Annotated in this window: 24 protein-coding genes; 23 read left to right on the top strand and 1 reads right to left on the bottom strand. The window is 55.7% G+C overall.

What is annotated here, in order from left to right; genetic code table 11:
* The first annotated feature begins 15 nt into the window (after window positions 1-15).
* A complete protein-coding gene (locus JC200_RS00840; protein ID WP_274434298.1) occupies window positions 16-2,457 on the top strand; it encodes an FtsK/SpoIIIE family DNA translocase in 2,442 nt (813 codons plus the stop codon).
* Window positions 2,458-2,540: 83 nt separating this feature from the next.
* The gene (locus JC200_RS00835) at window positions 2,541-3,128 is read left to right on the top strand and encodes a hypothetical protein (RefSeq protein WP_274434297.1); all 588 of its coding nucleotides are present in this window, start codon (window positions 2,541-2,543) and stop codon (window positions 3,126-3,128) included.
* A 20-nt stretch (window positions 3,129-3,148) separates the two neighbouring features.
* On the opposite strand, the gene JC200_RS00830 is transcribed toward JC200_RS00835, so the two are convergent.
* On the bottom strand, window positions 3,149-3,490 hold the full coding sequence (locus tag JC200_RS00830; protein WP_274434296.1) for a hypothetical protein: 342 nt from the start codon (window positions 3,488-3,490) through the stop codon (window positions 3,149-3,151).
* A gap of 135 nt (window positions 3,491-3,625) precedes the next feature.
* Here JC200_RS00830 and JC200_RS00825 point away from each other — a divergent pair, with 135 nt between their 5' ends.
* From JC200_RS00825 to JC200_RS00725, 21 genes are all read left to right on the top strand, one after another.
* Entirely contained in the window at window positions 3,626-4,756 is a 1,131-nt protein-coding gene (locus JC200_RS00825) for a type 1 periplasmic-binding domain-containing protein (protein ID WP_274434295.1), read from the top strand.
* A 62-nt stretch (window positions 4,757-4,818) separates the two neighbouring features.
* Window positions 4,819-5,631 (top strand): DUF3388 domain-containing protein, encoded by an 813-nt coding sequence (locus JC200_RS00820; protein WP_274434294.1) that lies wholly within the window; start codon window positions 4,819-4,821, stop codon window positions 5,629-5,631.
* A gap of 22 nt (window positions 5,632-5,653) precedes the next feature.
* The gene (locus tag JC200_RS00815; RefSeq protein ID WP_274434293.1) at window positions 5,654-6,820 is read left to right on the top strand and encodes a helix-turn-helix domain-containing protein; all 1,167 of its coding nucleotides are present in this window, start codon (window positions 5,654-5,656) and stop codon (window positions 6,818-6,820) included.
* A gap of 63 nt (window positions 6,821-6,883) precedes the next feature.
* Window positions 6,884-7,375 carry a YajQ family cyclic di-GMP-binding protein gene (locus JC200_RS00810; protein ID WP_274434292.1) on the top strand — a complete coding sequence of 164 codons (492 nt, stop codon included), beginning with the start codon at window positions 6,884-6,886 and terminating at the stop codon, window positions 7,373-7,375.
* Between the two features lie 103 nt (window positions 7,376-7,478).
* On the top strand, window positions 7,479-8,057 hold the full coding sequence (gene pgsA, locus JC200_RS00805; protein ID WP_274434291.1) for a CDP-diacylglycerol--glycerol-3-phosphate 3-phosphatidyltransferase: 579 nt from the start codon (window positions 7,479-7,481) through the stop codon (window positions 8,055-8,057).
* Window position 8,058: 1 nt separating this feature from the next.
* Window positions 8,059-9,324: a competence/damage-inducible protein A gene (locus tag JC200_RS00800; protein WP_274434290.1), complete on the top strand. Its 1,266-nt coding sequence runs from the start codon at window positions 8,059-8,061 to the stop codon at window positions 9,322-9,324.
* A 19-nt stretch (window positions 9,325-9,343) separates the two neighbouring features.
* Entirely contained in the window at window positions 9,344-10,924 is a 1,581-nt protein-coding gene (locus JC200_RS00795) for a DEAD/DEAH box helicase (RefSeq protein ID WP_274434289.1), read from the top strand.
* 221 nt (window positions 10,925-11,145) lie between these two features.
* Window positions 11,146-12,192 (top strand): recombinase RecA, encoded by a 1,047-nt coding sequence (recA, locus tag JC200_RS00790; protein ID WP_274434288.1) that lies wholly within the window; start codon window positions 11,146-11,148, stop codon window positions 12,190-12,192.
* On the top strand, window positions 12,182-12,856 hold the full coding sequence (locus JC200_RS00785; protein ID WP_274434287.1) for a regulatory protein RecX: 675 nt from the start codon (window positions 12,182-12,184) through the stop codon (window positions 12,854-12,856). Before recA ends, JC200_RS00785 begins: the two co-directional genes overlap by 11 nt.
* A gap of 167 nt (window positions 12,857-13,023) precedes the next feature.
* On the top strand, window positions 13,024-14,565 hold the full coding sequence (rny, locus tag JC200_RS00780) for a ribonuclease Y (protein ID WP_274434286.1): 1,542 nt from the start codon (window positions 13,024-13,026) through the stop codon (window positions 14,563-14,565).
* 66 nt (window positions 14,566-14,631) lie between these two features.
* Window positions 14,632-15,414, top strand: a complete 783-nt coding sequence (locus JC200_RS00775) for a TIGR00282 family metallophosphoesterase (RefSeq protein WP_274434285.1) — start codon at window positions 14,632-14,634, stop codon at window positions 15,412-15,414.
* An 86-nt stretch (window positions 15,415-15,500) separates the two neighbouring features.
* A complete protein-coding gene (gene spoVS / locus JC200_RS00770; protein WP_206652915.1) occupies window positions 15,501-15,761 on the top strand; it encodes a stage V sporulation protein SpoVS in 261 nt (86 codons plus the stop codon).
* A 130-nt stretch (window positions 15,762-15,891) separates the two neighbouring features.
* The gene (locus JC200_RS00765; RefSeq protein ID WP_274434284.1) at window positions 15,892-16,827 is read left to right on the top strand and encodes a dipeptidase; all 936 of its coding nucleotides are present in this window, start codon (window positions 15,892-15,894) and stop codon (window positions 16,825-16,827) included.
* 210 nt (window positions 16,828-17,037) lie between these two features.
* Window positions 17,038-17,583: an outer spore coat protein CotE gene (cotE, locus tag JC200_RS00760; protein WP_274434283.1), complete on the top strand. Its 546-nt coding sequence runs from the start codon at window positions 17,038-17,040 to the stop codon at window positions 17,581-17,583.
* 111 nt (window positions 17,584-17,694) lie between these two features.
* Window positions 17,695-19,125, top strand: a complete 1,431-nt coding sequence (locus JC200_RS00755) for a YheC/YheD family protein (RefSeq protein WP_274434282.1) — start codon at window positions 17,695-17,697, stop codon at window positions 19,123-19,125.
* An 18-nt stretch (window positions 19,126-19,143) separates the two neighbouring features.
* Window positions 19,144-20,517 (top strand): YheC/YheD family endospore coat-associated protein, encoded by a 1,374-nt coding sequence (locus tag JC200_RS00750; RefSeq protein WP_274434281.1) that lies wholly within the window; start codon window positions 19,144-19,146, stop codon window positions 20,515-20,517.
* A 34-nt stretch (window positions 20,518-20,551) separates the two neighbouring features.
* Window positions 20,552-22,039: a putative amidoligase domain-containing protein gene (locus tag JC200_RS00745; protein ID WP_274434280.1), complete on the top strand. Its 1,488-nt coding sequence runs from the start codon at window positions 20,552-20,554 to the stop codon at window positions 22,037-22,039.
* 64 nt (window positions 22,040-22,103) lie between these two features.
* Window positions 22,104-23,396 (top strand): YheC/YheD family endospore coat-associated protein, encoded by a 1,293-nt coding sequence (locus JC200_RS00740; RefSeq protein ID WP_274434279.1) that lies wholly within the window; start codon window positions 22,104-22,106, stop codon window positions 23,394-23,396.
* A gap of 42 nt (window positions 23,397-23,438) precedes the next feature.
* Window positions 23,439-24,350: a PhzF family phenazine biosynthesis protein gene (locus tag JC200_RS00735; protein WP_274434278.1), complete on the top strand. Its 912-nt coding sequence runs from the start codon at window positions 23,439-23,441 to the stop codon at window positions 24,348-24,350.
* A gap of 157 nt (window positions 24,351-24,507) precedes the next feature.
* Window positions 24,508-25,998, top strand: a complete 1,491-nt coding sequence (gene miaB, locus JC200_RS00730; protein ID WP_274434277.1) for a tRNA (N6-isopentenyl adenosine(37)-C2)-methylthiotransferase MiaB — start codon at window positions 24,508-24,510, stop codon at window positions 25,996-25,998.
* Window positions 25,998-26,417, top strand: a complete 420-nt coding sequence (locus tag JC200_RS00725; protein ID WP_274434276.1) for a YlbF/YmcA family competence regulator — start codon at window positions 25,998-26,000, stop codon at window positions 26,415-26,417. The genes miaB and JC200_RS00725 overlap by 1 nt, the downstream gene beginning before the upstream one ends.
* The last annotated feature ends 19 nt before the right edge of the window (window positions 26,418-26,436 follow it).

The raw sequence follows: 26,436 nt of genomic DNA, 5'->3' as shown, positions 1-26,436 counted from the left end.
GCGTGGAGGCGTGGCATGGGGAAGAAACAGCACCGACAGCAAGTGCTTCGATTCGAATTGACTGGCCTTCTCACGTTTGCGCTTGCGGCGCTGGCGTTGGGAAGGCTCGGTCTCGTTGGACGCTATGTGGACGTGGCGTTTATCTACTTGGCAGGGTCGTGGAGTTGGCTGGTTCCTGTCTTCATTGGGTACGCCGCTATTTATATGATGGTTCAGCGCTCTCGTTTTCCTTGGAACAACCGCCATATGGGTCTGCTTATTCTGTTCCTGGTCTGGTTGACGCTGATGGAACTCGACCTGTTTCAAAAGACAGTTGACTTACAGGCAGCTTCTTTGTTTCAGGCGACATGGAATGCGATTGGACAGATGAGCGATCAAGTGTTGGCAGTGCCTGGCGCAACCATCCCGCCGAACGGGGCGGGTGGAGGACTCGTCGGATATTTGTTCTTTTCTGTCTTTCACTACCTGTTCTCTACACTTGGTACAATTCTTGTCCTGTTCATCGGCGCTCTGATTGGCGGGGCTCTGGTGACGCAGCGGTCTTTGGTCGCAGTTGTACAACGTGGCACACGTTGGGTCGAGCAGCGCATTGAAGGCCTGTGGCAGGGCAGCAAACAGTACGCTTCGCTGTTGTTTGGCCCGGAGCGCGAACAAGACACCAAGTCTGAAAAGAAATCCGCCTCTAGGCAGCCACCTGGAAGACGCAGTCGAAGTGGTCCCGTTGTCCTCGACGGCGAAGTTGTCGACGAGGATGTCTCCGCCGGGACACAAGGTCCCGTGGTCCACGATTTTGCGGCGCGTCTGCGCGCGAAACACCCGAATGAAACGATTGTTGTACAACATGCGACAGATACACCTGAAACGGCGAACCCAACCGGTGTGCTTGAACAGCACGGCAGTCAACTCGTTATGCACTACCCTGAACAGGCGTCGGCGCCACTTCGCCGCAGTGAGGGAAAACGCGAAGAGACTGGACGTGGGCGTCAAGAACCGTACCCTGTTGGTGTCGCCGTACGAGACGACAACTACAAGTTGCCGCCCATCCGCATGTTTGCGCTACCCGATGTCCCAAAAGGCGGCTTTAATCACCGTGACGCGCAGGAAAATGCCAGAAAACTGCAAGTCACACTCGAGAGTTTCGGCGTCCAGGCGAAAGTGCTCGAGATTAGTCGTGGGCCGACCGTCACGCGCTATGAGATTCAACCTGCGGTTGGTGTCAAAGTGTCCAAAGTTGTCAGCCTGACGGACGACATTGCCCTCGCTCTGGCTGCGCGCGACATCCGGATTGAAGCGCCAATCCCCGGCAAGTCAGCCATCGGGATTGAAGTGCCGAACCCGGAAATCGCGGTGGTCTCGTTGCGAGAAGTGCTCGAGTCCCCTGAGTTCCAGACTGAATCCGGGAAACTCGCGATTGCGCTTGGGCGCGATATCTCTGGTGCGGCGATCGTCGGCAACTTGCAGAAAATGCCGCACTTACTGGTCGCAGGCGCGACTGGTTCGGGAAAAAGCGTCTGCATCAACGGCATCATCGCGTCTCTCTTGGTGCGGGCAAAGCCGCATGAAGTCAAACTGCTAATGATTGACCCCAAGATGGTGGAATTGAGCGGGTACAACGGTATTCCTCACCTTTTGGCGCCGGTCGTAACTGACCCGCGAAAGGCAGCGTTTGCGCTCAAGAAGATTATTGCGGAGATGGAAAACCGCTATCAGCAGTTTGCGGACCGAGGTGCCCGTGACATCGAACGCTACAACCAACTTTTGCAGGCCGAAGGTATCGACCCGCTGCCTTATATCGTGGTGATTGTCGACGAATTGGCGGATTTGATGATGGTCGCGCCAGGGGATGTGGAAGATGCGATTTGTCGGATCGCGCAGATGGCGCGCGCCGCCGGAATTCACTTAATTGTGGCGACTCAGCGTCCCTCTGTCGACGTCATTACGGGCGTCATCAAGGCGAACATTCCAAGCCGAATCGCGTTCTCTGTCTCGTCGATGGCAGACTCGCGCACGATTCTTGACGGCGGCGGAGCGGAAAAACTACTAGGCCGCGGCGACATGTTGTACTTGCCTGTTGGCGCTTCAAAACCAGTTCGGGTGCAAGGTGCGTTCGTTTCGGAGCGTGAAATTGAGCAGTTGGTCAAATTCGTCCGGGATCAACAGAATGCGATTTACACGGTGGACTTGAATCACGAAGAAGAAGCGACGGCGCAACCGGCACCAGACCTTGACGGCTTGTTTGTGGACGCGATGGACCTCGTGATGGAGGCGGGTTCAGCGTCGGTGTCGATGGTCCAACGGAGATTCCGCGTCGGTTACTCTCGTGCGGCTCGCATTATTGACCAGATGGAACAACGAGGGTTCATCGGGTCGTTTGAGGGTAGCAAGCCGCGTGAACTGCTGATCTCCAAGGAACAGTGGCGCGCAATTCGTGAGTCTATGCAACTGCCTGGAGCTTGAATGAGTGCTCGTGAAGTCAAACCCGTATATTTGCCGCCCCTCCTGAATAGGTTGAACTAGGACAAGCAAGGAGGGTGCGGACCATGGCGGTGAGTGCGCGTTCTGCAGTAGGGTGGCGGATTGGACTTGGGTTGGCGACTGTTCTTGCGCTGGTGTATGCCTACTCTGTACACAAACTCCTTCCTTCTGGAGCGGCGGGCTCGCTTCCGAGCGCGACCATAGGTGTTTCTACGGCCGCAGCGACAAACGTACCCAACGCAGCGGTCGTTGCGATTGCCGACCAACTCGGAGGATTGCAAGGTCGAAGCCCGGAACTCGTCGTCACACCGTCTGCAACAGGAACTGGATACGATGTGTCGGCGACAGTCGACCTTGGCGATAGTGCAAACACCAGTAGCGCGACTTGGAGGCCAGAAGTAAAGCACGATGTGCCAGTGTATTTTCAGGGAGTGTTTGCCAGTGGTCAGCCAGTTGAACAAGCTCAAGTCTACTTTACCGTAGGGGGACAAATTGTCGCTGGCGCGGCCTTAGGGAAAGCTTCGTATCAAGCGCTGACCGCCTCTGCGGCGACTGGTGGCGGGTGGTTGTCGACTTTGTCATCGCTACCCGCAATTACAGGTGAGGGTGTAAACGACCGTTGGTTTGAAATTGCGAGTACAACGGCAGGGTAATTCCCCGCAGTCGCCCCAACTCAGCGGCTACGGGGAGAACCTGCCATATAGGCCTGTGTAAAGCCAATTCCATGGCGGCGCACTTCACGCATCAAAGCACGTACCACTGGTTCGTGACCGGTGCGCATGAGTGTTTCCACAATGGTGTGAGTCGTGAAGGGTTCAGAGAGCGACTCTGTGACATCGGGGTTCTCCCCTAAGCACTGTATCCAACGGTCGTCATAATTTGCGCCGCGGCGCTCTCGATAGGCAGCTGCGTACAGGTCAGATACCGTGAATGGCAGTCCGACAGCGCGCAGATAAAAGTTTAGCTGGTAGAAGGTCTTAGCCACGGATAAGTGCTCTCCGCGAAAGTCTGGCATCCTAACTCACCTCTCTTGCATTATCTCGGTTCATCGTGCGAAAGGCAAGACGCGAAGTGTCAACTCAACAAGAGATTCGCGTCTCCTCATGTTACAATGGGACACAGACAGAACATCCTGAGGGGGAGCGATCGGTTGTCCACAAAGCGCTGGCAAACAAGGATAGGCGCGGCCGCAGCAGCAGTGTTCTTGCTCAGCTTGGAAGGTTGTGGGCCACCAGACTTGCGAACCATGCAACCAACAGTCCACAAACCGACAGCAGTGGTGGTGTTCGTGAACCACCCGGCGCATTGGAACAGCGCAGACGTAGAGAACGCCGCACAACAAGCCGGTGTCGAGGTCAAAACGGTGTCCACATCGTCAAACCAGGTTCCAAGTGCGCTTGCCGATGCGGTTGCAAACCCTAAAGTAGGGCTGGTCGTGGTCGTGCAGACGGGAACCGTACCAAACTCGGAGTTGGCGTTTGCCAAAACGCATGCCAAGGTGTCCTTCGCCTTGTTTGGCGCCCAATCCGTGCCTAATCCAGGGGCGACTAACGTCAGCCAAGTGGTGCCTGACACGCCAACAGTGAGTTACTCCCTTGGCGCGCTGGCTGGAGATTTGGCTGTGAGTCTGCAAGCGACGTCGATCGGTTGGTTGACAGGTGGTCAACCGATTTTGCCGCTGTCGGACGTAAGGATGGCGTTCGCTGGCGCATTCAAGGCCAATTCAGGAGTAGGTATGGTTAGCGTCCCGGTTACTAGCTTGTCGGCTGGACAAGGTGTGAGCGGAAGTACGACGGGCAACAGTATTGGGAACAGCACTGTGCCAGGAAATACGACCGCGCCTCCGTCACTGTCTTCCGGCAGTACGACAGGAGCAACCGGGTCTTTGCCGCGAATCGTGGTCACAACCCAGTCGCTCAGTCAGAGCCAAATGACGACGTTGAGGACGGCGGGGGTTGTGTTGATTTCGTTGTGTGAGCAATCTGCCACCGGTCAAGTCGCAGGTGAGCCTGCGGTCCCAGGTATCAGCGCCATGCAAAAGGTCTTGTCAGACTATGTTTCAGGGCGGAGCCAATCCTCGGTTATTACCTCGGCGACTCCGCCGTTGATTACACTCGATGGCCAACGAGTGCCATCGTCAGTGCAAAATCAAGTGAATAGCGTGGAACTGTCTGTCGAAGGTCAAGCTTCTGTACTGCAAAGCGCGTGGCGCGGCATACCGTCGCAGTTACAGACAACTTGGAGTCCAATCGCCCTTCAAGCGAGTGGCGTCGGTTCTTAACTAGGCACAGGTATAGAACTGCCTGTACCATTGGAAAGCTAGAGGGAGGAGTATTCTTCCGAATGCCGAATGTTTACAGACACGATGGATTAGGTGCGGACTCGCGTGGAGTCGAATTTTACTTCCAGTACCGAATTGTGCACAATCGGCCAGGTTTGTTGGGAGACATTGCTTCTTTGCTGGGAATGCTCGGCTTTAACATTATGAAACTCGCAAACGTCTCGGAAGACGGTCGAGGGTTTCTGTTAAAGAGTGAGCGGGCTGAAACCGCCGAGTTGTTGAAGACGATCGTTCGGGGTTTAGACGATATCGAAATGGTGGCACTGCGTCAGCCTTCCCTCCGTGACCGGATCGCTTTGCGGCATGGGCGCTACATCGAGCGCGGCGATGACGAAATGCGTACATATCGATTTGTGCGAGATGAACTCGGGGTGTTGGTCGACTTTCTAGGAGAGTTGTTGAAACGCCCAGGGCGACAGGTCATCGGCGTTCGCGGGCAACCGCGCGTCGGTAAAACGGAGTCAATCGTAGCTGCCAGTGTCTATGCCAACAAGCGCTGGACGTTTGTTTCTTCGACGCTGTTAAAGCAGACACTGCTGAAAGAGTTGCCCGATGAGAACTTTTCGTCGGGTGGATTCGTCTACATTATCGATGGGGCGGTGACTTCGCTTCGAGGCGACGAAACGCACATGCGCGTCGTCGACGAAGTGATTGGACTGCAGTCGCCGATTGTAATTGAGCACCCAGACATTTTTGTCAAACACACGCGCTTTGACTGGTCTTTCTTTGACATGGTGATTGAACTGCGTCGCCATCCGCAGGAACAGATTGAGTCAGAAGCGTACGAACAGGAAGCGGCCCGCTGGCAAGAGTAGGTGAGCATGCGCTTGCTGGAGATTGGTTCGAAAGGTTGTGCTGGCTTTGACACCTCTGCAGTCGCTTGGCGACATTCTGCGCCGACGGCGTGAAGACATCGGTGTGAGTTTGGAGGAACTGCAGGAACGAACGAAGATAAGGATCCGCTATCTCGAAGCGCTGGAAGCTGGAGATTGGGACGTCTTGCCTGGAGATGTGTACGCCCGTGGATTTGTGCGGCGGTACGCGGAGTCTGTCAACCTCGACGGATTCGATCTACTGCGCGCCTATGTTGACCTGCCACAAGAGAACCTGATGCAGGTGTCCGAATCCGGTAAGGCAGAGTTAGATCAGACACCTGGGGAAGCGACCCACAAATCGGAGCCGACCACCACAGTCCGCGACTCAGCTGCACCGGATACGCGGCCCGCAGTTCAAGTGGCAACGCCTGTTGTCGAACCGGAGCAAGGGCGGTCTGGTAACGAGGCCGTTGATGGGTCCGGAAGAGGGGATTGGCGAGAGCGCTCGGCGACAGCCAATCGCCCACCCCGCAAAACCACCGTCGTTCGCCGCAGTGCCAGCCGGGGCTTTGGCGGACAGGCTGCCGTGGTAGTGGGGGTCCTCATCGTCCTTGGCGGCGGATTGTTGCTGTTGCACAACTCCAGGCATCCAGCGAAGCAGCCTGCAGGCGGAGCACCGGCTACTAATGTTGCAAATAACCAGCCGAATACGTCGGCGGCTACAAACAACAGCACAAGCCGAAGCAACGCCACAAACCCAAGCAATGCGATAACGGGCAACACGGTCAATCCGGGTACGAATCAAACAGCGAGTTCGCCGCCAGGAAACACGGTGAATTCGACGACGCCCGGAAGCGGTACTGGCAGCGCTGTGCAAGTGACGGCGCAGCCATTCCAGTCAAGCAATCCGCCGACGCAAACCTATCTCGTGACGACTACGAGTCCGCTGTCTGTCACACTGAGCGTCGCTGGGAGTGCTTGTTGGGTGAGTGTAACAGCGGATGGAGCGGTGGTTGACAGCAGTCAAATGCTCCAACCGGGAACTTCGACGACATGGACAGGCAAGCAGTCTGTAAACATCTACGTTGGGCACCCGCCGTCTGTCAGTGTCACGGTGAATGGTCAGTCTGTAACACTGCCTCCGCAGACCAACCCCTACCACTTGGTTTTTGAAAAGTCTGGGGGTTGATCATAATCATCGGAGAAGGGACCAGAAGCAAGGTACGATACTGAAAGAGTGAGGGGAATTTGTGTGGCGAAAGATGCTTCGTTTGACATCGTGTCTAAACTTGACCTGCAAGAGGTTGATAACGCAGTAAATCAGGCAAACAAAGAGATTGAAACGCGGTTTGACTTCAAAAACAGCAAGAGCAAAATCGAATTTAGCGAGGACTTGATCAGCCTATACAGCGATGATGAATATAAACTGACAGCTGTGTACGATGTCCTGCAGTCAAAGTGCGTGAAGCGTGGCGTGTCCTTAAAGGCGTTGAAGCCTGGGAAAGTCGAGCCAGCGTCGGGAGGGGCGGTCCGTCAGTCGGTCACACTGCAACAGGGGATCGACCAGGATACGGCCAAAACGATCACAAAGTTGGTGAAGGACTCTAAAATCAAGGTACAAGCCTCGATTCAGGGTGACCAAGTGCGTGTTTCCGGAAAGAACAGGGACGATTTACAGGCGGTCATTCAACTGTTACAGAGTTCGGATATACCGGTTCCGTTGCAGTTCGTCAATTACCGGTAAAGCGATGTTCCTTTTTGACACCCGGAAATTCGGTGAGCTATACTGAAGGAAGTTGCCGCGCTTGGTAGAGTTCCAGCACAAGAAGACAGGGGCGTGACCTTGATTGAATCTGGCTAACCGCATTACGATAGCCAGAATTTTTTTAGTTCCGGTTGTCATCCTGTTCCTTCTGTTGCGCTATCAATTTTGGGCTGTCACCATCAACAATCAGACGACCACCGGTAGCGAGATGATCGCCGCCTTGGTGTTTATTGTCGCTGCGGCCAGCGACGGTCTCGACGGGTACATCGCTCGCAAACGACGCCTCATCACCCGGTTTGGTACGTTCCTCGATCCGCTTGCCGACAAGTTGCTTGTTTCAGCTGTTCTGATCAGCCTGGTTGAAATGCAGCGACTTCCTGCCTGGATTGCAATTCTCATCATCAGCCGCGAGTTCGCAGTCACTGGACTTCGGTTGATTGCGGCTGCAGAAGGCATCGTGCTGGCTGCGAGCCGGATTGCAAAGTGGAAGACGTTCACACAGATTGTGGCGATGGTAGCGTTGATGTTGAACAACTTCCCAGTATCATATGTCGGGTTTCCGTTCGCGGATTTGATGATGTATGTGATGGTCGTACTGACCGTGTGGTCGGGAGTGGATTATTTCGTAAAAAACAAACAAATCATGGATGTGACCAGCTGACGTGGAAAACTCCTGCCGTGCTGAACACTTGGCCGTTGGGACAGAGCTTCTCCTAGGTCAGATCGCAAACGGGCATGCCCGCACGATCTCGCTAGAATTCGCGCGTCATGGGTTGCCGCTGTATTACCATTCTGTTGTGGGCGACAACCTGGACCGCATTGTCCATGCTTTTCAGGTGGCGGCGCAGCGCGTCAATGTTGTCGTGGTAACTGGCGGCCTCGGACCTACCAACGACGACTTGACGAAAGAGGCGTTGGCGGCGTTCCTTGACCGACCGTTGCAACTGTCAGAACCTGCTCTTCGCGAGCTCGAGTCGTATTTCTCTAGGCGAAATCGACCGATGCCAGAACAAAATCTCAAGCAAGCGATGTGTATCGACGGTGGGGAGCTACTGCAAAACCCGAACGGGACGGCGCCGGGACAGTACGTTTTTGGGAACGGCGTGCACTACTTTTTGCTCCCGGGGCCACCGCGTGAAATGTTGCCGATGCTGCAAGCACAGGTGTTGCCAAGACTGAAGGCACTGTTTCCTGGACAACGCACGTTGGTGTCTAGAGTGTTACACTTCTGTGGTATCGGTGAATCCGATGTGGATGAGCAGATCCCGGAATTGACCTCGATGGCAAATCCTACGGTCGCCCCACTCGCTGGAGAGGGCGAAATGTTATTGCGAATTAGCGCCTACGATGTCGATGCGACCAGTGCAGCAGCGCGCATTGCTCCGATTGAACAGAAGTTGCGAGAGCGGTTTTTGGCCTACTTGTACGGGACTGATGACGACACGCTCGAAATCGTGGCAGGTCGTGTTCTTCGAGAGACCGCACAGACCCTGGCGGTCGCCGAAAGTTGCACGGGCGGGCTGATTTCCTCTATGATTACGGCTGTACCAGGCGCCTCTGAGTATTTTCTTGGAGGGACTGTCGCATATCAGAACGAGGTGAAGATGAGCCAACTCGCGGTTTCTGCAGACACGCTTGCGGCTCATGGAGCAGTCTCGGAGCAGACGGCAGCGGAGATGGCGGAGGGCGTGCGCAAGGCCTTCATGAGTTCATACGGTCTGTCTGTCACCGGCGTGGCGGGACCTACCGGAGGAACTCCAGAAAAGCCGGTGGGATTGGTGTACGGTGCACTTGCCGGGCCTCATGGAACTGAGGTATTCCGTATGCAGATGCGAGGGTCGCGAGATCAGATTCGATTGCGAACAGCAAAATCTATGCTGTGGCGGCTGTGGCAACGGGTAGAAGGCAGCCGTCAGAGCCCACTATGACAAAGTGAAAGGTGAGCGTATGAGTGCTTTTGATGAATTTGAACTAGGACGAAAGGTCCAACAGTCCATCGACGAGATGGGCTTTGAAGAGCCTTCCCCGATTCAGGCGGCTTGTATCCCGGTAGTGATGCAAGGCAAGGACGTGATCGGACAGGCACAGACAGGAACAGGTAAGACAGCAGCATTTGGCATCCCGCTGGTAGAACAGGCGACTCCGGAAAACCGGGTACAAGGTATCGTCTTGACGCCTACGCGAGAGCTCGCAATTCAAGTTGCGGCCGAGATTCGAAAAATCGCGAAATACAAGCGTGTGCGCACACTGCCGATTTACGGAGGGCAGTCGATCGGTCACCAAATCCGCGCCCTGCAACAGGGTGTGCAGGTGGTAATTGGGACACCAGGGCGTGTCCTCGACCACATTCGCCGCGGCACACTGAAGCTGTCAAACGTCCGCACGGTGGTCCTCGATGAGGCGGACGAGATGCTTGACATGGGGTTCATCGAAGACATCGAGTCGATATTGCGCGAAACGCCGTCGGAACGGCAAACACTGCTGTTCTCGGCAACTTTCCCAAATGAAGTCCGGCGGTTGGCCAATCGGTACATGCAGTCGCCAGAGCACGTGACGGTCAACCGCGGCGAGATGACAGTTCCGCTGATTGATCAGGTGTACTATAAAGTGCTTGACCGCAACAAGCTAGAGAGCTTGTGTCGCGTGATTGACAGTGAAGAAGTGTCTCTAGGCATCATTTTCTGCCGCACCAAACGAGGCGTCGATGAACTGTGTGAGGCTCTGATGTCGCGCGGTTACCTGGCGGACGGTTTGCACGGTGACCTGAGTCAGGCGCAGCGCGACCGCGTCATGAAGAAGTTCCGCACAAACGACATCGAACTGTTGGTTGCCACTGATGTCGCGGCGCGCGGTATCGATGTGGAGAACGTGACCCATGTCGTCAACTACGATATTCCACAAGACCCTGAGTCCTATGTCCATCGGATCGGCCGAACGGGACGCGCCGGGAAGCGCGGTTTAGCGATTACGTTCGTAACGCCGCGAGAGTTCAAGCTGTTGAAACAGATTGAACGCGAAACGCGGGCGACTATGGTGGCCCGCGAAGTGCCGTCTTTGGCAGACGTAGCGGAGCGTCAGGCGGAAATCTGGCGCAACCGTATTCTCGAGACGATTCATGAGGGCGGACTTGGACACTACCACGCCATCCTTGGCAACATTGTCGACGACCACGACCCGATTGACGTTGCGTCGGCTCTGTTGAAACTGGCGTCGGCAGATGACCTCAAGGCACGCGAGGAAGCTGATTACGACTTCGGCGACACTGGAGCGACGCCGGGCATGGTGAGGTTTTTTGTGAATGTCGGCCGCTCCGCTCGAATCAGCCCGTCTGATTTGGTTCGCACGATTGCGGAAGAGGCTGGCGTGCCCGGGCAGGCTGTAGGCAAGATTGACATCTTCGACCGCTTCACGTTTGTGGAGGTGGAGGAAGAGTCTGCGCCGTTTGTCTATGAAGCCCTGCGCCAGAGTCGCATCAACGGATCACGCGTCAATCTCGAACCTGCGAAGCCCCGCTCAAGAATGCGCTGAAGCGAATTTCAGTCAACGTAAAACGGCCGCCTGCGGGCGGCTGTTTTCTATACGAACAGATGTTTGCATAATCACATGAAATTGATACAATAGGGAGCAGGAAGCAGGCGGACTAAAACGAAGTTTCTATCTGTGCTCTGACTCGCCGACTCTCTGCGCCACGTCAGCAGGCGCATTTTCTGAATGGATTTGCAGGTAACTATGGTGGAGGATGGTGGAACATGAACGACCGACAAGCGGCTCTGGAGATGGCGCTCAAGCAGATTGAGAAACAGTTTGGCAAAGGGTCAATCATGAAACTTGGGGAAGCATCTGCGGCAATGAATATTGAAACGATTTCAACGGGGTCAATTGCGCTCGATATTGCGCTCGGAGTCGGTGGACTGCCGCGTGGACGGATTGTGGAAATTTATGGGCCGGAGTCGTCCGGTAAGACAACAGTGGCCCTGCACTGCGTCGCGGAAGTCCAGAAACGGGGTGGACAAGCGGCGTTTATCGACGCAGAACATGCGCTCGACCCGGCATACGCATCCAAACTGGGTGTCAATATTGACGAATTGCTAATTTCGCAGCCAGATACGGGAGAACAAGCACTGGAGATTGCTGAAGCTTTAGTGCGCAGTGGCGCCGTGGAAATTGTCGTCGTTGACTCGGTGGCTGCGCTGGTGCCAAAGAATGAACTGGAAGGCGACATGGGAGATTCTCACGTAGGCTTGCAGGCTAGGCTCATGTCCCAGGCGCTGCGCAAGCTGGCAGGCGCTATCAGCAAATCGAAGACAATCGCTATTTTCATCAATCAGATTCGTGAGAAAGTGGGAGTCATGTTCGGCAATCCGGAAACTACCACAGGCGGCCGGGCGTTGAAGTTCTATGCAACTGTGCGCCTGGATGTTCGCAGGGCGGAAGCACTGAAGCAGGGTAATGATGTGGTCGGAAATCGGACGCGCATCAAGGTCGTCAAGAACAAGGTAGCACCGCCGTTCAAACAGGCCGATGTCGACATTATGTTTGGCGAAGGCATTTCGCGAGAAGGCAGCATCATCGACATGGCTGCAGACGTGGACATCATTCAAAAGAGTGGAGCATGGTATTCGTTTGGTGACGAACGCCTTGGACAAGGTCGGGAGAACGCAAAAATGTACCTCAAAGAGCACCCGGAAATTGCCGAGGAAATTGAACAGCAAGTGCGCGTTTACTACAACGTCGGCGGTTCGACGACAAGCGTTGAGGCGACGGCCGAAAACGAAGTGTTTGACTTTGAAGAGTGAGTTCGACAATTCATTGGCACCGGATTTGATTCAATCCTATCAACCCATGGAAGACCGCTCTCACTGGATGAGAGTGGTCTTTGCCGTACACCCACCACTCGCCATTCCGATAACCGTCTGGACCGAGCTTTCCCTCACAGTAGGTCAAGTTCTTCATTCACGTGATGTGAGAAAGCTCGAAGAGGTGGCTAAACGGTCTGAAATGAGAGAAATCGCACTTCGTTACTTGCGTTATCGACCGAGAACATCAACCGAAGTCGTGCGTCACTTGCGTCGTCAGGATGTCGATGAAGGGACTGCCCGGCAAGTTGTTGAAGAGTTGACCGCAGAGGGCTGGATGTCAGACGAGCAGTACGTGGAGGCTTACCACGAAGCTAAGCAAACGTCGTGGAGTCGGGCACAAATTGTGAACGGCTTGCGTCAGCGAGGCGTGACAGACGAGTTGACACACGAAGTGGTGGACAGTGAGCGGGCACGTGACGCCGAACGAGCAACTGCCCGACGGGTGGCTGAAAAGTACTGGCGGATTCAGGCAAGAACGCCACCAGACAAGCGGCTTGTGAAACTTGCTCTCCACTTGCAACGACGCGGATTTCCGTCAGATGTCATTCGCCTCGTGCTCAGTGAATTGCAGTCTGACGCATGGGGCGCTGAGGACGTGTAGAGTGCGTCTGTCGAAGCAAGTGCCAGAATCGACACTTTCTTGACAAGGTTTGACACCGACAGGTACAATTGATCTGCGTATGCTATACGGCCTCTAGCTCGAAGACGTTTTTGCATCCAGGGACAGTGACTCGTGTGTGCCTTGTGGAGCAGGGAGGCAGTTTCTGAATGATGGCTGTATGGATTATTCTTGTGGGTGTAGTAGCTCTATTGGTTGGTTTGTTGCTTGGTTATGCCATTCGGCGTTCGCTTTCAGAAGCCAAGATTGGCGCCGCGGAATCGCGTGCTTTGAAAATTATCGAAGACGCACAGCGCGAAGCGGAAGCCCGACAAAAGGAAGCTTTGTTGGAAGCCAAAGAAGAAGCTCATCGTACACGCCAAGAGGCTGAGCGTGAGCTACGTGAACGCCGGAATGAACTGCAAAAGTTGGAACGGCGAGTTGTTCAAAAGGAAGAAACACTGGACAAGAAACTTGAACTGTTGGAACAAAAGTCAGACGAACTTCGAAACCGTGAAAAGCAGTTAGACGAAATGCGTTCAGACATCGTAGTGCTGCACCAGAGGGAGCTCAAAGAGCTCGAGCGCATCTCGGGCCTGACGCAGGACAACGCGCGCGAGTTGATATTGTCGACGGTGGAACGTGAAAGCCGCCACGATGCCGCGGTTTTGATGAAGGAGATTGAACAGGAAGCTCGACTGGAAGCTGAAAAGAAGGCACGCGACATCATTGCCACCGCAATTCAGCGCTGTGCAGCTGACCACGCGGCCGAAATTACTGTTTCCGTAGTGAACTTGCCGAACGACGAGATGAAGGGCAGGATCATTGGTCGAGAAGGGCGGAACATCCGAACGCTTGAGACGCTTACCGGAATTGACCTCATTATTGATGACACACCGGAGGCTGTCATTCTTTCCGGATTCGATCCGGTGCGACGTGAGGTAGCTCGCGTTGCACTGGAGCGGTTAGTTGCAGACGGACGCATCCACCCGGCGCGCATCGAGGAAATGGTCGAGAAGGCGCGTCGCGACATCGAAGACTTGGTGCGTGAGGAAGGCGAGCAAGCGACGTTTGAAACTGGCGTTCATGGTTTGCACCCAGACTTGGTAAAACTTCTGGGTCGGCTCAAATTCCGCACCAGCTACGGCCAAAACGTGTTGAAGCACTCGATTGAAGTGGCGCACTTGGCCGGACTGATGGCTGCAGAACTCGGTCTCGATGTGACCTTAGCAAAGCGTGGCGGCCTGTTACACGATATTGGCAAAGCTGTGACGCACGAGGTCGAGGGTTCGCATGTTGAGATTGGCGTGGATTTGGCCAAGCGGTACAAAGAACATCCTGTTGTGATTAATGCTATCGCAGCCCACCATGGTGACGTCGAATTTTCATCGGCAGTCTCGGTGATTGTGGCTGCGGCCGACGCCATTTCTGCTGCTCGGCCAGGTGCTCGTCGCGAGACGCTCGAGATCTACATGAAGAGGTTAGAGAAACTCGAAGCGATCGCAGAGTCCTACGAAGGCGTCGAAAAGTGCTATGCGATTCAGGCTGGCCGGGAAGTTCGGATCATTGTCAAGCCAGAAATTATCGATGATGCCGAGTCGGTGCGCGTTGCAAGAGATATCTCAAAGAAAATTGAACATGAACTGGATTACCCAGGTCAAATCAAGGTGACTGTGATTCGAGAAACTAGAGCCGTGGAATACGCAAAATAGAGTGGCCATCCGGCTGCTCTATTTTTTTCGTCAGGACTCTAGACTGAGGAAATGGGGGCGCTGGTTATGCGTGTCATATTTATTGGGGACATTGTCGGGCGAACGGGGTGCGAGTATGTCGCTCAAATTCTCGGTTCTGGTCTGGCAGAGCGAAAACCGGACCTTATCGTTGCGAACGCTGAGAATGCGGCCGAAGGTCGCGGGTTGACAAGGAAGATCGCGGAGATGTTGTACGACGCAGGTGTAGAGTTGTTGACCCTTGGCAACCACACATGGGACCAAAAGGACTTTGCGGATTGGGTCGATGACGATAAGCGGATTGTGCGACCCGCCAATTATCCACCAGGTACGCCGGGACAGGGGTACACTGTCTGTCGCGTCCAGGGTAAGTCGGTACTTCTGGTGAATCTCATGGGACGCACGTTTTTGAGTCAGCTCGACTGTCCGTTCCGGACTTTGGACAGTATTCTCGACGCGCACCCAGATGTTCACCATGTGCTGGTGGATATGCATGCCGAAACCACCTCGGAAAAACTGGCGATTGGATGGGCGTACGCAGGGCGCGTATCGGCAGTGTTCGGAACGCACACACATGTGCCGACGGCCGACGCGCAGATTTTACCCGGTGGCACTGCATACATGACAGACGTTGGTATGGTGGGACCGCGAACTGGCATCCTCGGTATGGATCGAGAAAGTGTAATTCGGCGCATGCGCACACATCTGCCGACACGGTTTACCGTGGCATCGGGTCCACGACAGTTTTGTGCAGTTCAAGCTGACTTTGACGACCAAGGTCGAGCCACCGCGATTGAACCATGGCAAGTCGTCGAACCTGGTAGCTTGTGAATCTTTACAGTGAAAAGGAATACTTCCTCACGCGGCGAATATCGATATATTGTCCCAGTCTCGATGTCGATGAGGAGGTAGCCCGAGTGGATGTATTAAAGGTCTCTGCAAAGTCGAACCCGAATTCCGTAGCTGGGGCATTAGCAGGTGTACTACGTGAACGAGGGACGGCGGAAATACAGGCGATTGGGGCCGGAGCGCTGAACCAAGCGGTCAAGGCGGTCGCGATTGCGCGTGGGTTTGTTGCGCCAAGCGGCGTGGACTTAATATGTATCCCTGCTTTTACGGATATCGTCATTGACGGAGAAGAGCGTACAGCGATCAAGCTGATTGTCGAACCTCGTTGACTTTCACGGGTTCATGGATGTCTGATTAATCATTTTACGGTTGGGACTTTATTTGGCATTATGTGTCGTTTTGCGGCGGGACAGGATGGACTGTTCCGCCGTTTGCGATCTTTCGAGAGGGGGCGCGTTCGTGAGTGAGAGAGTTGCGGATGCACATGTGGACGTGTTGATGCGGATGGTCGAGGAGGGGTTGTCCTTTGACGATGGCCGCCTGTCAGCGGGACACACGGCACTCACCGCGGGCGGAGTCGGGACTCAGGTGTTTGCGTTGTTTGTGTGGCCGCATTTGTCTCCACAAGACCAACTTGAACAAGTACTCCGAGAACTGGACTGCTTTTATCGGCAGGTCGTGACCAGTGGCACTGTCGAGGCCGTTCGGACTTGGCAGGACGCAGAAACGGCAATGGCGAAGGGGCGTATTGCTGGTTTACTGTCTCTGGAAGGCGGTGGGTGTTTACACGGCCAAGTACACGTGCTTCGCAATTTGTACGACCTCGGCGTGCGGGGTATGGGACTCACATGGAACGATGCGAATGAACTGGCTGACGGATGTCGCGAGCCACGCGGTGCCGGGCTCACGCGCGCTGGCCGTGAGGTCGTCCGTGAACTCGTGCGGCTTGGAATGTGGGTAGACATTGCCCATTTATCTGACCGAGGTGTGTATGACGTTTTTGACCTCGTTGATGCACCTGTCATGGCGTCACACGCCAACGCGCGGGCAGTGTACAATCACCCACGGAACCTGAACGATGACGTAATCCAGGAGGTCGTCCGCCGCAACGGGTGGATTGGACTGACGTTTGAAGCCAGTTTTCTAGGTAACCCGTCTGACGTCACTGTGGATGACGCTTTGCGCCACCTTGAGCACTTGCTCGAGCTCGGCGCGGAGGATTGCGTGGGCTTTGGGTCGGACTTCGACGGCACGTCACACCCAGTGCCGGGGCTATCATCCGCTGCGGACTACGGCACGCTTCGCCTCGGCATCGCAAAGCGCTATGGCGAAAACGTGGCGGCCAAAGTATGTGCCGGCAACTTCGAACGGTACCTGCGACAGATTCTGTCATAGTCGGTAGCGCCGGAATAACAGTGGCTGTGCGCTTGGCATAGGATGGGGCGAGGATGCTCGCGCGCCGTGCGACCTGCAAATGGGCACGGCGAACCTGCGAGTCGCACCAAATTCGGCGCCCGAGCATACTGATGCATTATTCCGGCGCACCTTGGGCGAATGCCACTGTGGCAGATGTCCGGTGACGCTCATGACAGAGGAGGTTGCCGCATGGTGCTCTCAAACAAAGACCTCAGTTACCGCGAAGTTGTAGCCAATGCGGTGTGCGGGCGGGGCAGCAAGTATTCGCAGACGACGTATACTGTGCGCCCCACGAATCGCCCAAGTACGATTGGCGGATGCTGGGTGATGAACCACACCTGTGACGCAGACTTGGTGGGAGACTACGTTGAAGTCCATGGCCGTTTTGACGTCAATGTATGGTACTCCTACAACAGCAATTCGGAAACGGCGGTTGCCAAGGATACCGTCTCCTATGTCGAGCAAATTGCGCTGCGCGACCTCGACACGACTGCCGACCGAGACAGCCGAAAAGTCGACGTGCGAATCATTCAGGCTCCGAATTGCCTGGACGCGACCGTCACGGGGAACGGTTCGGAGATCCTCGTACGCGTGGAGAAAGAGATCGGTGTTGAAGTAACGGGGCAGACGAAACTGTTGGTTGTGACTTGTGAATTGGCAGATGAGAAAAAAGATGAGGACTTTGTCGACGACGAGGATGACGCGTTGATCGAAGAAGTCGAGATTGAAGACTGACCGAGTACAGCCAAGGCCTCGACAGCCAAGGTTGTCTGTTTGACAGAGGGGCGGCAACGCCCCTTTTTTTATTCCAGTAGAGGTCAGTCCGTCCTGAAAGAGGGGAGTTTCATGCTGGTAGAGGTGACAGTCGACAAACGTCTGTCTGGGGCTGGCATCAGGCTTTCAGGTTGGTCCAAGGCAAACTTCCCGCGGACGTTGCGGTATGCGGACCGCACGGTCACCGTTGGCCGAGTACAGTTGATGAAGGTGCAGGGACGCGCAAGCAAAGCGGGACAAAAGCAACTTTTACTCTCTGTCAGCCCAGCTATAGCAACGACTCTCCGACTGCCCAAACAACAATGCTGGTTGTGCTCAGACGAAGCGGACGGTGACTGGCGTCTTGGTCCGTGTTTTGCGGTGTACGCCAGGACCACGTCCGACGAGCGGAGACGATTCGGAGAACAGACGCAATTGTTCGAGGACTTGTCGGTACAAGCAGGGCGTCGAGGCGTCGACCTTGTCGTGATTGGACCAGGGTTCCGCCAGAGTCATCAGGGCTGGCGCTACGATATCGCTAGCCACTCTTGGCGTACGTGCCTCTTGCCCACACCCGATGGCGTGATCAGACGATCAGGTTCTTTTGCACAGCGAGACCAGGAGACTGCCAGAGCCGACTTGGCTTGGTTTAGCCGGACGGCCAGACTACACACCTTGCCGGCAACCTGCAGCAACAAGTTTTTCTTCTATCAGTTGTTGAAAAGTGTTCCGCAACTGCGGCCATTTGCGCCGCGGTCGACGGTTGCCACCAACGCATTACAGGTTTGGCGAGCAGTTTTGAACCGCAACAATGTGTATGTGAAACCCGTTTCAGGCGCACAGGGAGTGTCCGTAGTCCGACTTGATCGAGAGGGTAAACGAGTTCGGGCGTCGTGGGAAGTGTCGTCTGCGAATCGCGCAAAACCCTCCGCTCGGGGCGACGCTCCAATCGGGCATCAGGTGAACGGAGCCGTCCGGCCGATGAGTGTACGGAGCCAGGTCTTTGACGGCATTGCTGGTTTTCGTCAATTTTGGCAAGGCACTGGGTTGAAGCGTTGTCTGGTCCAAGACACCGTGACTTTGCCGACTACACGCTACGGCCAGCCGTTTGACCTGCGTTGGCTAATTCAGTCTGTCGATGAACCCATGATTATGGCGCGAGTAGCGCGCGTCGGCCAGGACGGGGCCGTGACGACGAACATTCACACGGGTGGTGAGGCGGTGGATGCAGTGACGCTGCTTCGTGAGCAACTCGGCGGCACGCGTGGAAGTCAAGTGATCCGAGAACTAGATAACGCGGCGCTTGCCGTCGCGAGCGAATTGACACGGAGATTTGGACAATTTGCTGAAGCCGGCCTTGACATGGCGCTGCGTGACGACGACACACTGGCGATCTTTGAAGTCAACCCCACACCTGGCCGCCGAATGCTGAGACAGCTATCGCCTGAGTTACGAGAGATGTCACTCGCTACCCTGCTTGAATATGCTATCCACGCGACCGGTTTCTCGGCATCGGTCGACTAGGCAAAGGGGGGTGTTCGGGTGGAGGACGGCAAAGAACAGCTTAGAATCCGCACAGTTCCGGGTACTGAATCGCTCGTCTACCTGCACCCCGACAGACGGGCCCGCCTGCGCCTTGGTCTCGGGATGACTACATGCTTTTGCAGCGTCAAGAGTACGGAAGTTGCTGTCCTTGTGGACACCAATGTTCCCCGTGACATGCTAGTGATGACCGAGGCTGTCAGCAGACGCCTGTGCCTTAACGGTACGGATTCGGCGCTCTTTGCGACGGTGAGGCCGAACCGAATCCGCATTGGCCCGCTCATTGGCATCTTGTGTCATCCAACGTGGCGGCCTAAGGAACACACCCTTGTGCGCAACCGAGCTCTCGAGGCGCTGGAGAAGCTGGTCGCGGCGGCATCTGAACAAAAAGCATTAGGCTACTTGTTTCGCATGGACGAAGTGGACTTTGAAGACGGAACCGTTCTCGGCTACATCAAGACTTCGGACGGTTGGAAAAGACGCAGACTGCCGCTGCCGGACGTCATTTACGATCAGATGGTCTCCCGCAAACGAGAGCGCAGCAAGGGCTATGCCGAGCTCCGAGAGCAACTGTCTAACCTCTACGGGCAGAGGATTTTCAACGATGGCTTCTTCGACAAGTGGGCAGTTCACGATTGGCTGCAGCAAGACAAAAGTTTACGGCCACACATTCCGCAGACTGTGCGATATACCCAGGCGGCGGTAGCTGTAAGTTTTCTACAGCGATTCCCAGTCACATTCCTCAAACCGGTACACGGCAGCCTAGGGCTTGGTATCGTACGAATCGTCCGTCACCCAGACGGCTCCTGCAATTACGACGTGAAACGGGCTAAGCAACCTCCTATGCATGGTTCGTCACCGAACGCGCAGGAAGTCGTAAAGGTCTTTCGCAGTCGCCTGGCGGCGAGGCCGTATGTCCTTCAGCAGGGAATTGCGCTGGCACAGTACCAAGACAGACCCTTTGACATCCGCATTCTCTTGCAACGCGACGGAAGCGGCGAGTGGCGGCGCACCAAGATGTTTGCCCGGGTCGCAAAAGTAGGCGATTTCACCTCGAACATAAGTAGTGGCGGAGAGGCACTCCCGGTGCATACGGTGTTCACCGAGGTGTTTAAAAGGCAGGCACAGGCGAAAGCTTGCCAACGAGAGTTGATGCACGTGACGCGTCGCGTCACAGAGGTGATGGAGAAGTCCTCAGGGAAGGTGTTCGGAGAGATGGGACTAGACATTGGTGTCGACCAAACGGGTCACATCTGGGTGATTGAGGCGAATTCTAAACCGTGGAAATCACCAACTACAGAAAAAGGACGGCAGGACCTTGTAGACTTGTCGTTCACACGACCGATCGAGTACGCCGTCTGGTTAGCGCAATAGAAGTTGACTGCGACTCAGAAAGGAGATGTGGCCGGTGGCGTGCTACTTGCTGCATGCTGGGCAGCCGTCTGCACGACGATTGCAACGGCGGGTTTCACGTCTGGCATCCTACCGATCGGCAAGCGCGGTTGACTTTCATGACGTCGTCATACGTTGGGGAGCAACAGATGAGAGTGACCCGGGCGCAGGTTTAGTCCTGAACCCTCGCGATGCCGTCTTGCGCACGCAGTCGCGCGCAGCGATGGGCCGCTTGTTGCGCCGCACGGGCATCCGATTTGCGCAGCCTGAGCAGAGCAAGACCGGTACCGCAAACCCAAGTGTACGGTTCTCAAGACAGTACCGCGTACCTTTGTTCGACCTGACGCCGCTTGCGTGCTTTCGGTCAGATACGAGTCCCGCTTGGATCAACAACAGAATTGCACGTATCCAGGATTCGTTTCGAGAAATTGGATTTGACGATGAAAAAGTGACCCGCCGCGTTCTTCACTTGGCCGTTCGCGCGCTGCATGCCGTAGGTCTCGACTTTGGCATGGTCAGCATTGGCATGTCTCCAAAAGGATTGCTGCACGTAATCGACATCACGGCGCGGCCGGTGCTCGAGGGGCGTGTGCTCGAACTGTACAGCGATGCAGTGCAGTCATGGATGGAGCGATACGAACGACACGGCAGGCAGCCAATCACGAATGTCGTGCTCGGCACCGATGTCGAACTGATGCTGCGAAGTCCGAGCGGGAAGATGGTACTCGCAAGCAACTACTTTTCCCGCAAGGGCAAGGTTGGGTGCGACGACCGAAGTGTGCAATTTGACGGCAAGCGACTCCCGCTCATGGAGCTGCGTCCGGACCCTGACCCGAGTCCGCTCGGACTCGTTAACAAACTGCGCGAGACGATGTTGGAAGCCGTGCGAACCATCAACCGTCGACAAGTCGAGTGGCGAGGAGGCAGTATGCCGTTTCGTCCCTACTCTACGGGCATGCATATGCATTTCTCGAATGTGTCGTTCTCCAGTCAACTCGTCAAGGCGCTGGATAACTATTTGGGCCTGCCTTTGATGATGGTGGAAGACCAGCGTACCTCTCAGCTGCGGCGCCCGAAGTACGGAGCGCTCGGCGATGTTCGATTCAAGGACTACGGTGGCTTTGAATATCGAACGCCAGCGAGTTTCGTGATTGATCCGGATGTCACAACCGCGGCGTTTTGCCTTGCATATATTGTTGCGACGTACCATCGCGAGTTGCCAGTCTTCGACTTATATGAGGAGAATGTGCAGATTGCGTTTTATCGTGGAGACACCCCAGCGCTCTTGCCGATCGTAGAGCGCAACTTTAGCCATTTGCGCCAACTGCCGATCTATGAGCGGTTTCGCGACCACCTCGACTGGTTGTACCAGATGATTCAAAGCGGTTGGACGTGGGATGAGGCGCAGGATGTAAGAACGGCGTGGGGATTACCACTTGCAGAGCGCAAGCCAGAGCGTGTTCGCAAACCGCGTCGGCGCAGAGGGACACAAGCTACTGGCTGACTTGCTGTCGTGGGGTTACTACCTCGTCGTGTTTTGACAGGTGTCTGGTTGGGGGTGAACGCAGTTGAGCAATGCAGCGAACGGGGAACTCGTTTGGTCTCGCACTGGCGGGCAAATCCGCCTTGGCGTACATGGAGGATTTGCACTTCGGCGCCAATCAGTTGGCACGGGCGGGGCTCTGACGGTCGCTGTTTCCAACGTGCAGGTGCCGTGGTGGGGGGCCGTTCCTGAGAACGTGGTTTACCGACACCCGGTGGAACTGAGAAAACAGGGTGAGCAAGTGGTCGCGGGCTCCGTCTTTGCAATCTTGGCGGGGTCGCACCGCAAGCCTTTTCACGGCAACCGCGCCGAATACCGCGACTTGCTGCGCGCTGCGAGACGTGAACGCAAATTTGTCTACGTCTTACCAGCTGCGCGCGTGACTGAGGATACGTGGTGGCGAGGGTACGTCAGAATCGGCACAGGCAAGTGGATCGCACTCCCTTGTCCGTACCCGCAAGCCGTATACAACCGCATTCCGACGCGGTTTCTTGAGCGTTTGCCGGTCGTTGGGACGGCGCGGGCACGGTTTCAAAGCCTTGGCATCCCGATGTTCAATCCTTCCTATTTCAACAAAGCGGAACTGTACCAGGCGATTGCGGCATCCAGGGCTTCGCGCTACTTGCCAGACACTGTGACATCGCTTGACATGGCTCGTCTGCGGGGGTTGTTGTCGCGCCACCGTGGCGTGTATTTAAAACCGTCAGGCGGGAGCGTTGGGCACGGGATGATGTTGGCGGAGCGAACCGTTGAAGGATACCGTTTGTCCGTGATGAAAGGCTCGGTCTGTCAAAGTTATCCTTCCAACCGCTTCGAAGGCCTGTGGGCGGACATCATGCGCCAGCGCCTCGGCGGCAATTACGTGTTGCAGGCAGCAGTTCCGCTGATTGAGTGGAACGAGAGTCCATGTGACTTTCGTGTGTTGCTGCAAAAGCATGTTGGCCGCTGGAGCGTGACTGGGGTAGGCGTTCGTGTTGCCGGCAAGGGCGTCATCACCACGCACGTTCCGAACGGCGGGTATATTATGGCTGCCGACCCGGTCATTCAAAAGTGGTTTGGGACGCGGTCCGCGATGGTCGAGCGCAGCCTTGAAGAAGCTGCAGTGGAGTTGGCCCACACGGTCGATCGGCAGTACAGCGGGGCCCTCGGCGAAATGTCGATCGATATCGGGATCGACCGTCAAGGTGATATCTGGTTCTTTGAAGCGAACGCGAAACCTATGAAATTTGACGAACCAGACATCCGGCAACGGGCATTGCAGGGGGTGCTGGAACATCTCGAAGAGTTACGCGTGCACAGCCCGGTTGAGATCGTCTAAACTACCGGGAGGGACGTTGCGTCCCGCCTGGAGGCGATGCAGATGGCGAAAACGGTTTGGCTGGTGGATGCGTTTACGAATCGGCCGCTGACTGGCAACCCGGCTGGTGTTGTACCGGACGCTGACGGTTTGTCAGCGGCACAGATGCAGTCGATTGCGAGCGAACTTCACGCATCGGAGACTGCCTTCGTGCTGTCGGCCAAGGACAGCCGACAGGCAGACTTCCGCTTGCGCTATTTTACCCCCACGAGTGAGGTGGATTTGTGTGGGCACGCGACGATTGGCTCCGTGTCAGGGCTCCTGGCGGCAGGACGCTTGATGACGGGAGTGGACGCTGCCGGGGCGCAAGTGGGGGAGTGTAAAATTGAAACCAACGTCGGTGTGCTGCCAATCCGCTACGGTTGGTCGGATGGGCAGCCGTGGGCCGAAATGGGACAGGCCAGGCCGCAGTTTCGAGACGGAGCGTTCGACGCCTTGACTGCTGCGCAGATGCTTGGGATAAGCGTTGCACTGATCGATGACGACCTGCCAATGGGCATGAGTTACACCGGCCTGTGGGACGTGTTTGTCCCGCTGCGCACAGTCGCGACCGTGCAACAACTGCAGCCTGACTTGGGGCGCCTGTCAGCGTGGAATCAGAGCCTCGGTGCAGCTAGTACCCACGTGTACGCTCGAGGTGGGGTCGAACCAGGCCACGACTTTCATACGCGGGACTTTTCACCAGCTGTGGGTGTGCCCGAAGACCCTGCGACGGGCACTGCAACAGGCGCATTGACAGCGTTGTTGTATCGGTCGCACGTGATTGACGCAGGTGCGACATTCGCTTTTGAACAGGGCTACGAAATGGGGCGGTCCAGTGTCGTTTACGGGCGCGCTGCACGGCTTGACGACGGATTGGCTGTGTACGTACGGGGAACCGCAGTGGTCTCACTGACTGGACAACTGCACTTGTGACAGCTTTGACGCTCGAATGGAACAGGTGGAACAGGAGGCAGGTCTTGGTGGAGGCCGGGACCTGCCTCTTCTGTGTGGTATCATGATATTATATCGACAGATTCTCCATGCTTGACGCGCAAGAGCGCGCTTCTCATAAAACAGTGAGGTGAATTGGGTGGAAAACCTGATCACAGAGTTGCGAGCGGGACGGCTTCGCCCAGGGGCGGGGCTGACTTTCGGTACACATCGGCAACACCCTGTCGAGCGAGTCTATGTTGATCCGGACGCGCTCGCGAAAGACTTTCAAGTTGGGCGCAAGGCAGATGGGTCGCCGTATCGGTACGTGATCAAGACATATGGTTGTCAGATGAACGAACACGACACGGAGGTTATGGCCGGGCTGCTCTTAGCCATGGGATATGAAGCGGGAGTGCAGGATGAAGAAGCGGACTTCATCCTCTTCAATACATGTGCAGTGCGTGAGAACGCGGAAGACAAGGTGTTCGGAGAAATTGGTCGCCTGCGTCCGCTCAAAGCGCAAAACCCGGAACTGTTGCTTGGTCTGTGTGGTTGTATGGCACAAGAGGAAGGTGTGCAGAAACTTGTGCAGACGAAGTTTCCGTGGGTTGATGTCGTGTTCGGTACGCACAACATTCACCGCTTGCCGAAACTCGTCACAGACGCGCGCGCAAGCCAGGAGACCGTGATGGAAGTGTGGGACCGTGCGGCTCAGACCGTGGAGGACCTCCCGAAAGCGCGCAAGGACGCCGTTCGGGCGTGGATCAACATTCAGTACGGGTGCAACAAGTTTTGTACGTACTGCATTGTGCCTTATACGCGGGGTGCGGAGCGCAGTCGGCTGCCTGCGGATATCCTGGCAGAAGTGCGATTGCTGGCGCAAAGCGGCGTTCAAGAAGTCACGTTGCTCGGCCAGAACGTCAATGACTACGGTGTTGACCTCGGTGACACCACGTTTGCAGAGCTACTTCGGCAAGTAAACGAGGTGGAGGGGATTGAACGCGTTCGTTTTACGACTTCCAACCCGTGGAACTTCACTGACGACCTGATCGATGCGATTGCACAGTCGCCCCGTGTAACCGAGCACATTCACTTGCCCGTGCAGTCCGGCAACAACCAGGTGCTGAAACGCATGAACCGTACGTATACGCGTGAATTCTACCTCGAACTCGTCGCGAAGATCCGCGCCAAGATGCCGAATGTCGTCCTGACGACCGACATTATCGTCGGATTCCCAGGCGAGACCGACGCACAGTTTGAAGATACGCTGTCGCTCGTTGAACAAGTCCAGTTCGACAATGCGTTTACGTTCATCTACTCACCACGTGAACATACGCCGGCTGCGGATTTTCTCGATGAGACGCCACTTCAGGTCAAAAAACAGCGTTTGCAGCGCTTGAACGATCTTCAGTACGAAATCAGTCGCCGCCACAACGAACGGCTCTCTGGGCAGGTCGTGGAAGTGTTGGTGGAAGGCAAGAGCAAAACGAACCCGGATGTACTCGCTGGTCGGACCCGCAGCAACAAACTGGTACTGTTTCCAGGCGATTTCTCGCTGGCAGGCCGCTTGGTGAGTGTCGAGGTGCTGGAACCACAGACGTGGACGCTCAAAGGGCGACTCGTCGCGCAATCAGAGGAGGTGGTTTGATGATGCAGAACGTTCTAGAGGAGAAGGCAGCGCGGATTGCGACGCAAATCGCTCGCTCGGATGCAGCTCATCGGTATTGGCAGGCGCGGGACAAAATGGAGCGAAACCAGCGTGCTCAGGCGCTGTTTGAAGAGTTGAAGTTGAAGACGAACGCCCAGATGGTTTTGGAAGAACGGTTTGATTCGTTGCATCCGAAGGTGGAGACTGCTCGTAAAGATGTGCAAGATGTCGAGCAAAAAATGGGCGAAATCCCGGTTGCCTTGCAGTACCTTGAAGCGAAGGACGAGTTGAACGAAATGGTGCAGGGCGTGATGCAACTACTTTTGACGCGTTTGACTGACCAGGTACCAGTCGAACTAGGGCCGCGCCAGGGGTGTGGCAACGGGCACGGCGGCAATGGGTGCGACTGCGGCAAGTAACGACATCCCCCCATCAGCC

Source organism: Alicyclobacillus sp. ALC3 (assembly GCF_028751195.1).
Classification (GTDB): domain Bacteria; phylum Bacillota; class Bacilli; order Alicyclobacillales; family Alicyclobacillaceae; genus Alicyclobacillus_L.
The sequence above is the reverse complement of the archived record's forward strand: the minus strand, read 5'-3'. Positions and strand labels throughout refer to the sequence as shown.

What these genes read in the sequence shown, in the direction of transcription:
- JC200_RS00840 (WP_274434298.1), top strand. Translation starts at nt 16, where the DNA reads ATGGGGAAGAAACAGCACCGACAGCAAGTGCTTCGATTCGAATTGACT.
- JC200_RS00835 (WP_274434297.1), top strand. Translation starts at nt 2,541, where the DNA reads ATGGCGGTGAGTGCGCGTTCTGCAGTAGGGTGGCGGATTGGACTTGGG.
- JC200_RS00830 (WP_274434296.1), bottom strand. Translation starts at nt 3,490, where the DNA reads ATGCCAGACTTTCGCGGAGAGCACTTATCCGTGGCTAAGACCTTCTAC.
- JC200_RS00820 (WP_274434294.1), top strand. Translation starts at nt 4,819, where the DNA reads ATGCCGAATGTTTACAGACACGATGGATTAGGTGCGGACTCGCGTGGA.
- JC200_RS00795 (WP_274434289.1), top strand. Translation starts at nt 9,344, where the DNA reads ATGAGTGCTTTTGATGAATTTGAACTAGGACGAAAGGTCCAACAGTCC.
- recA (WP_274434288.1), top strand. Translation starts at nt 11,146, where the DNA reads ATGAACGACCGACAAGCGGCTCTGGAGATGGCGCTCAAGCAGATTGAG.
- rny (WP_274434286.1), top strand. Translation starts at nt 13,024, where the DNA reads ATGATGGCTGTATGGATTATTCTTGTGGGTGTAGTAGCTCTATTGGTT.
- JC200_RS00775 (WP_274434285.1), top strand. Translation starts at nt 14,632, where the DNA reads ATGCGTGTCATATTTATTGGGGACATTGTCGGGCGAACGGGGTGCGAG.
- cotE (WP_274434283.1), top strand. Translation starts at nt 17,038, where the DNA reads ATGGTGCTCTCAAACAAAGACCTCAGTTACCGCGAAGTTGTAGCCAAT.
- JC200_RS00755 (WP_274434282.1), top strand. Translation starts at nt 17,695, where the DNA reads ATGCTGGTAGAGGTGACAGTCGACAAACGTCTGTCTGGGGCTGGCATC.
- JC200_RS00735 (WP_274434278.1), top strand. Translation starts at nt 23,439, where the DNA reads ATGGCGAAAACGGTTTGGCTGGTGGATGCGTTTACGAATCGGCCGCTG.
- JC200_RS00725 (WP_274434276.1), top strand. Translation starts at nt 25,998, where the DNA reads ATGATGCAGAACGTTCTAGAGGAGAAGGCAGCGCGGATTGCGACGCAA.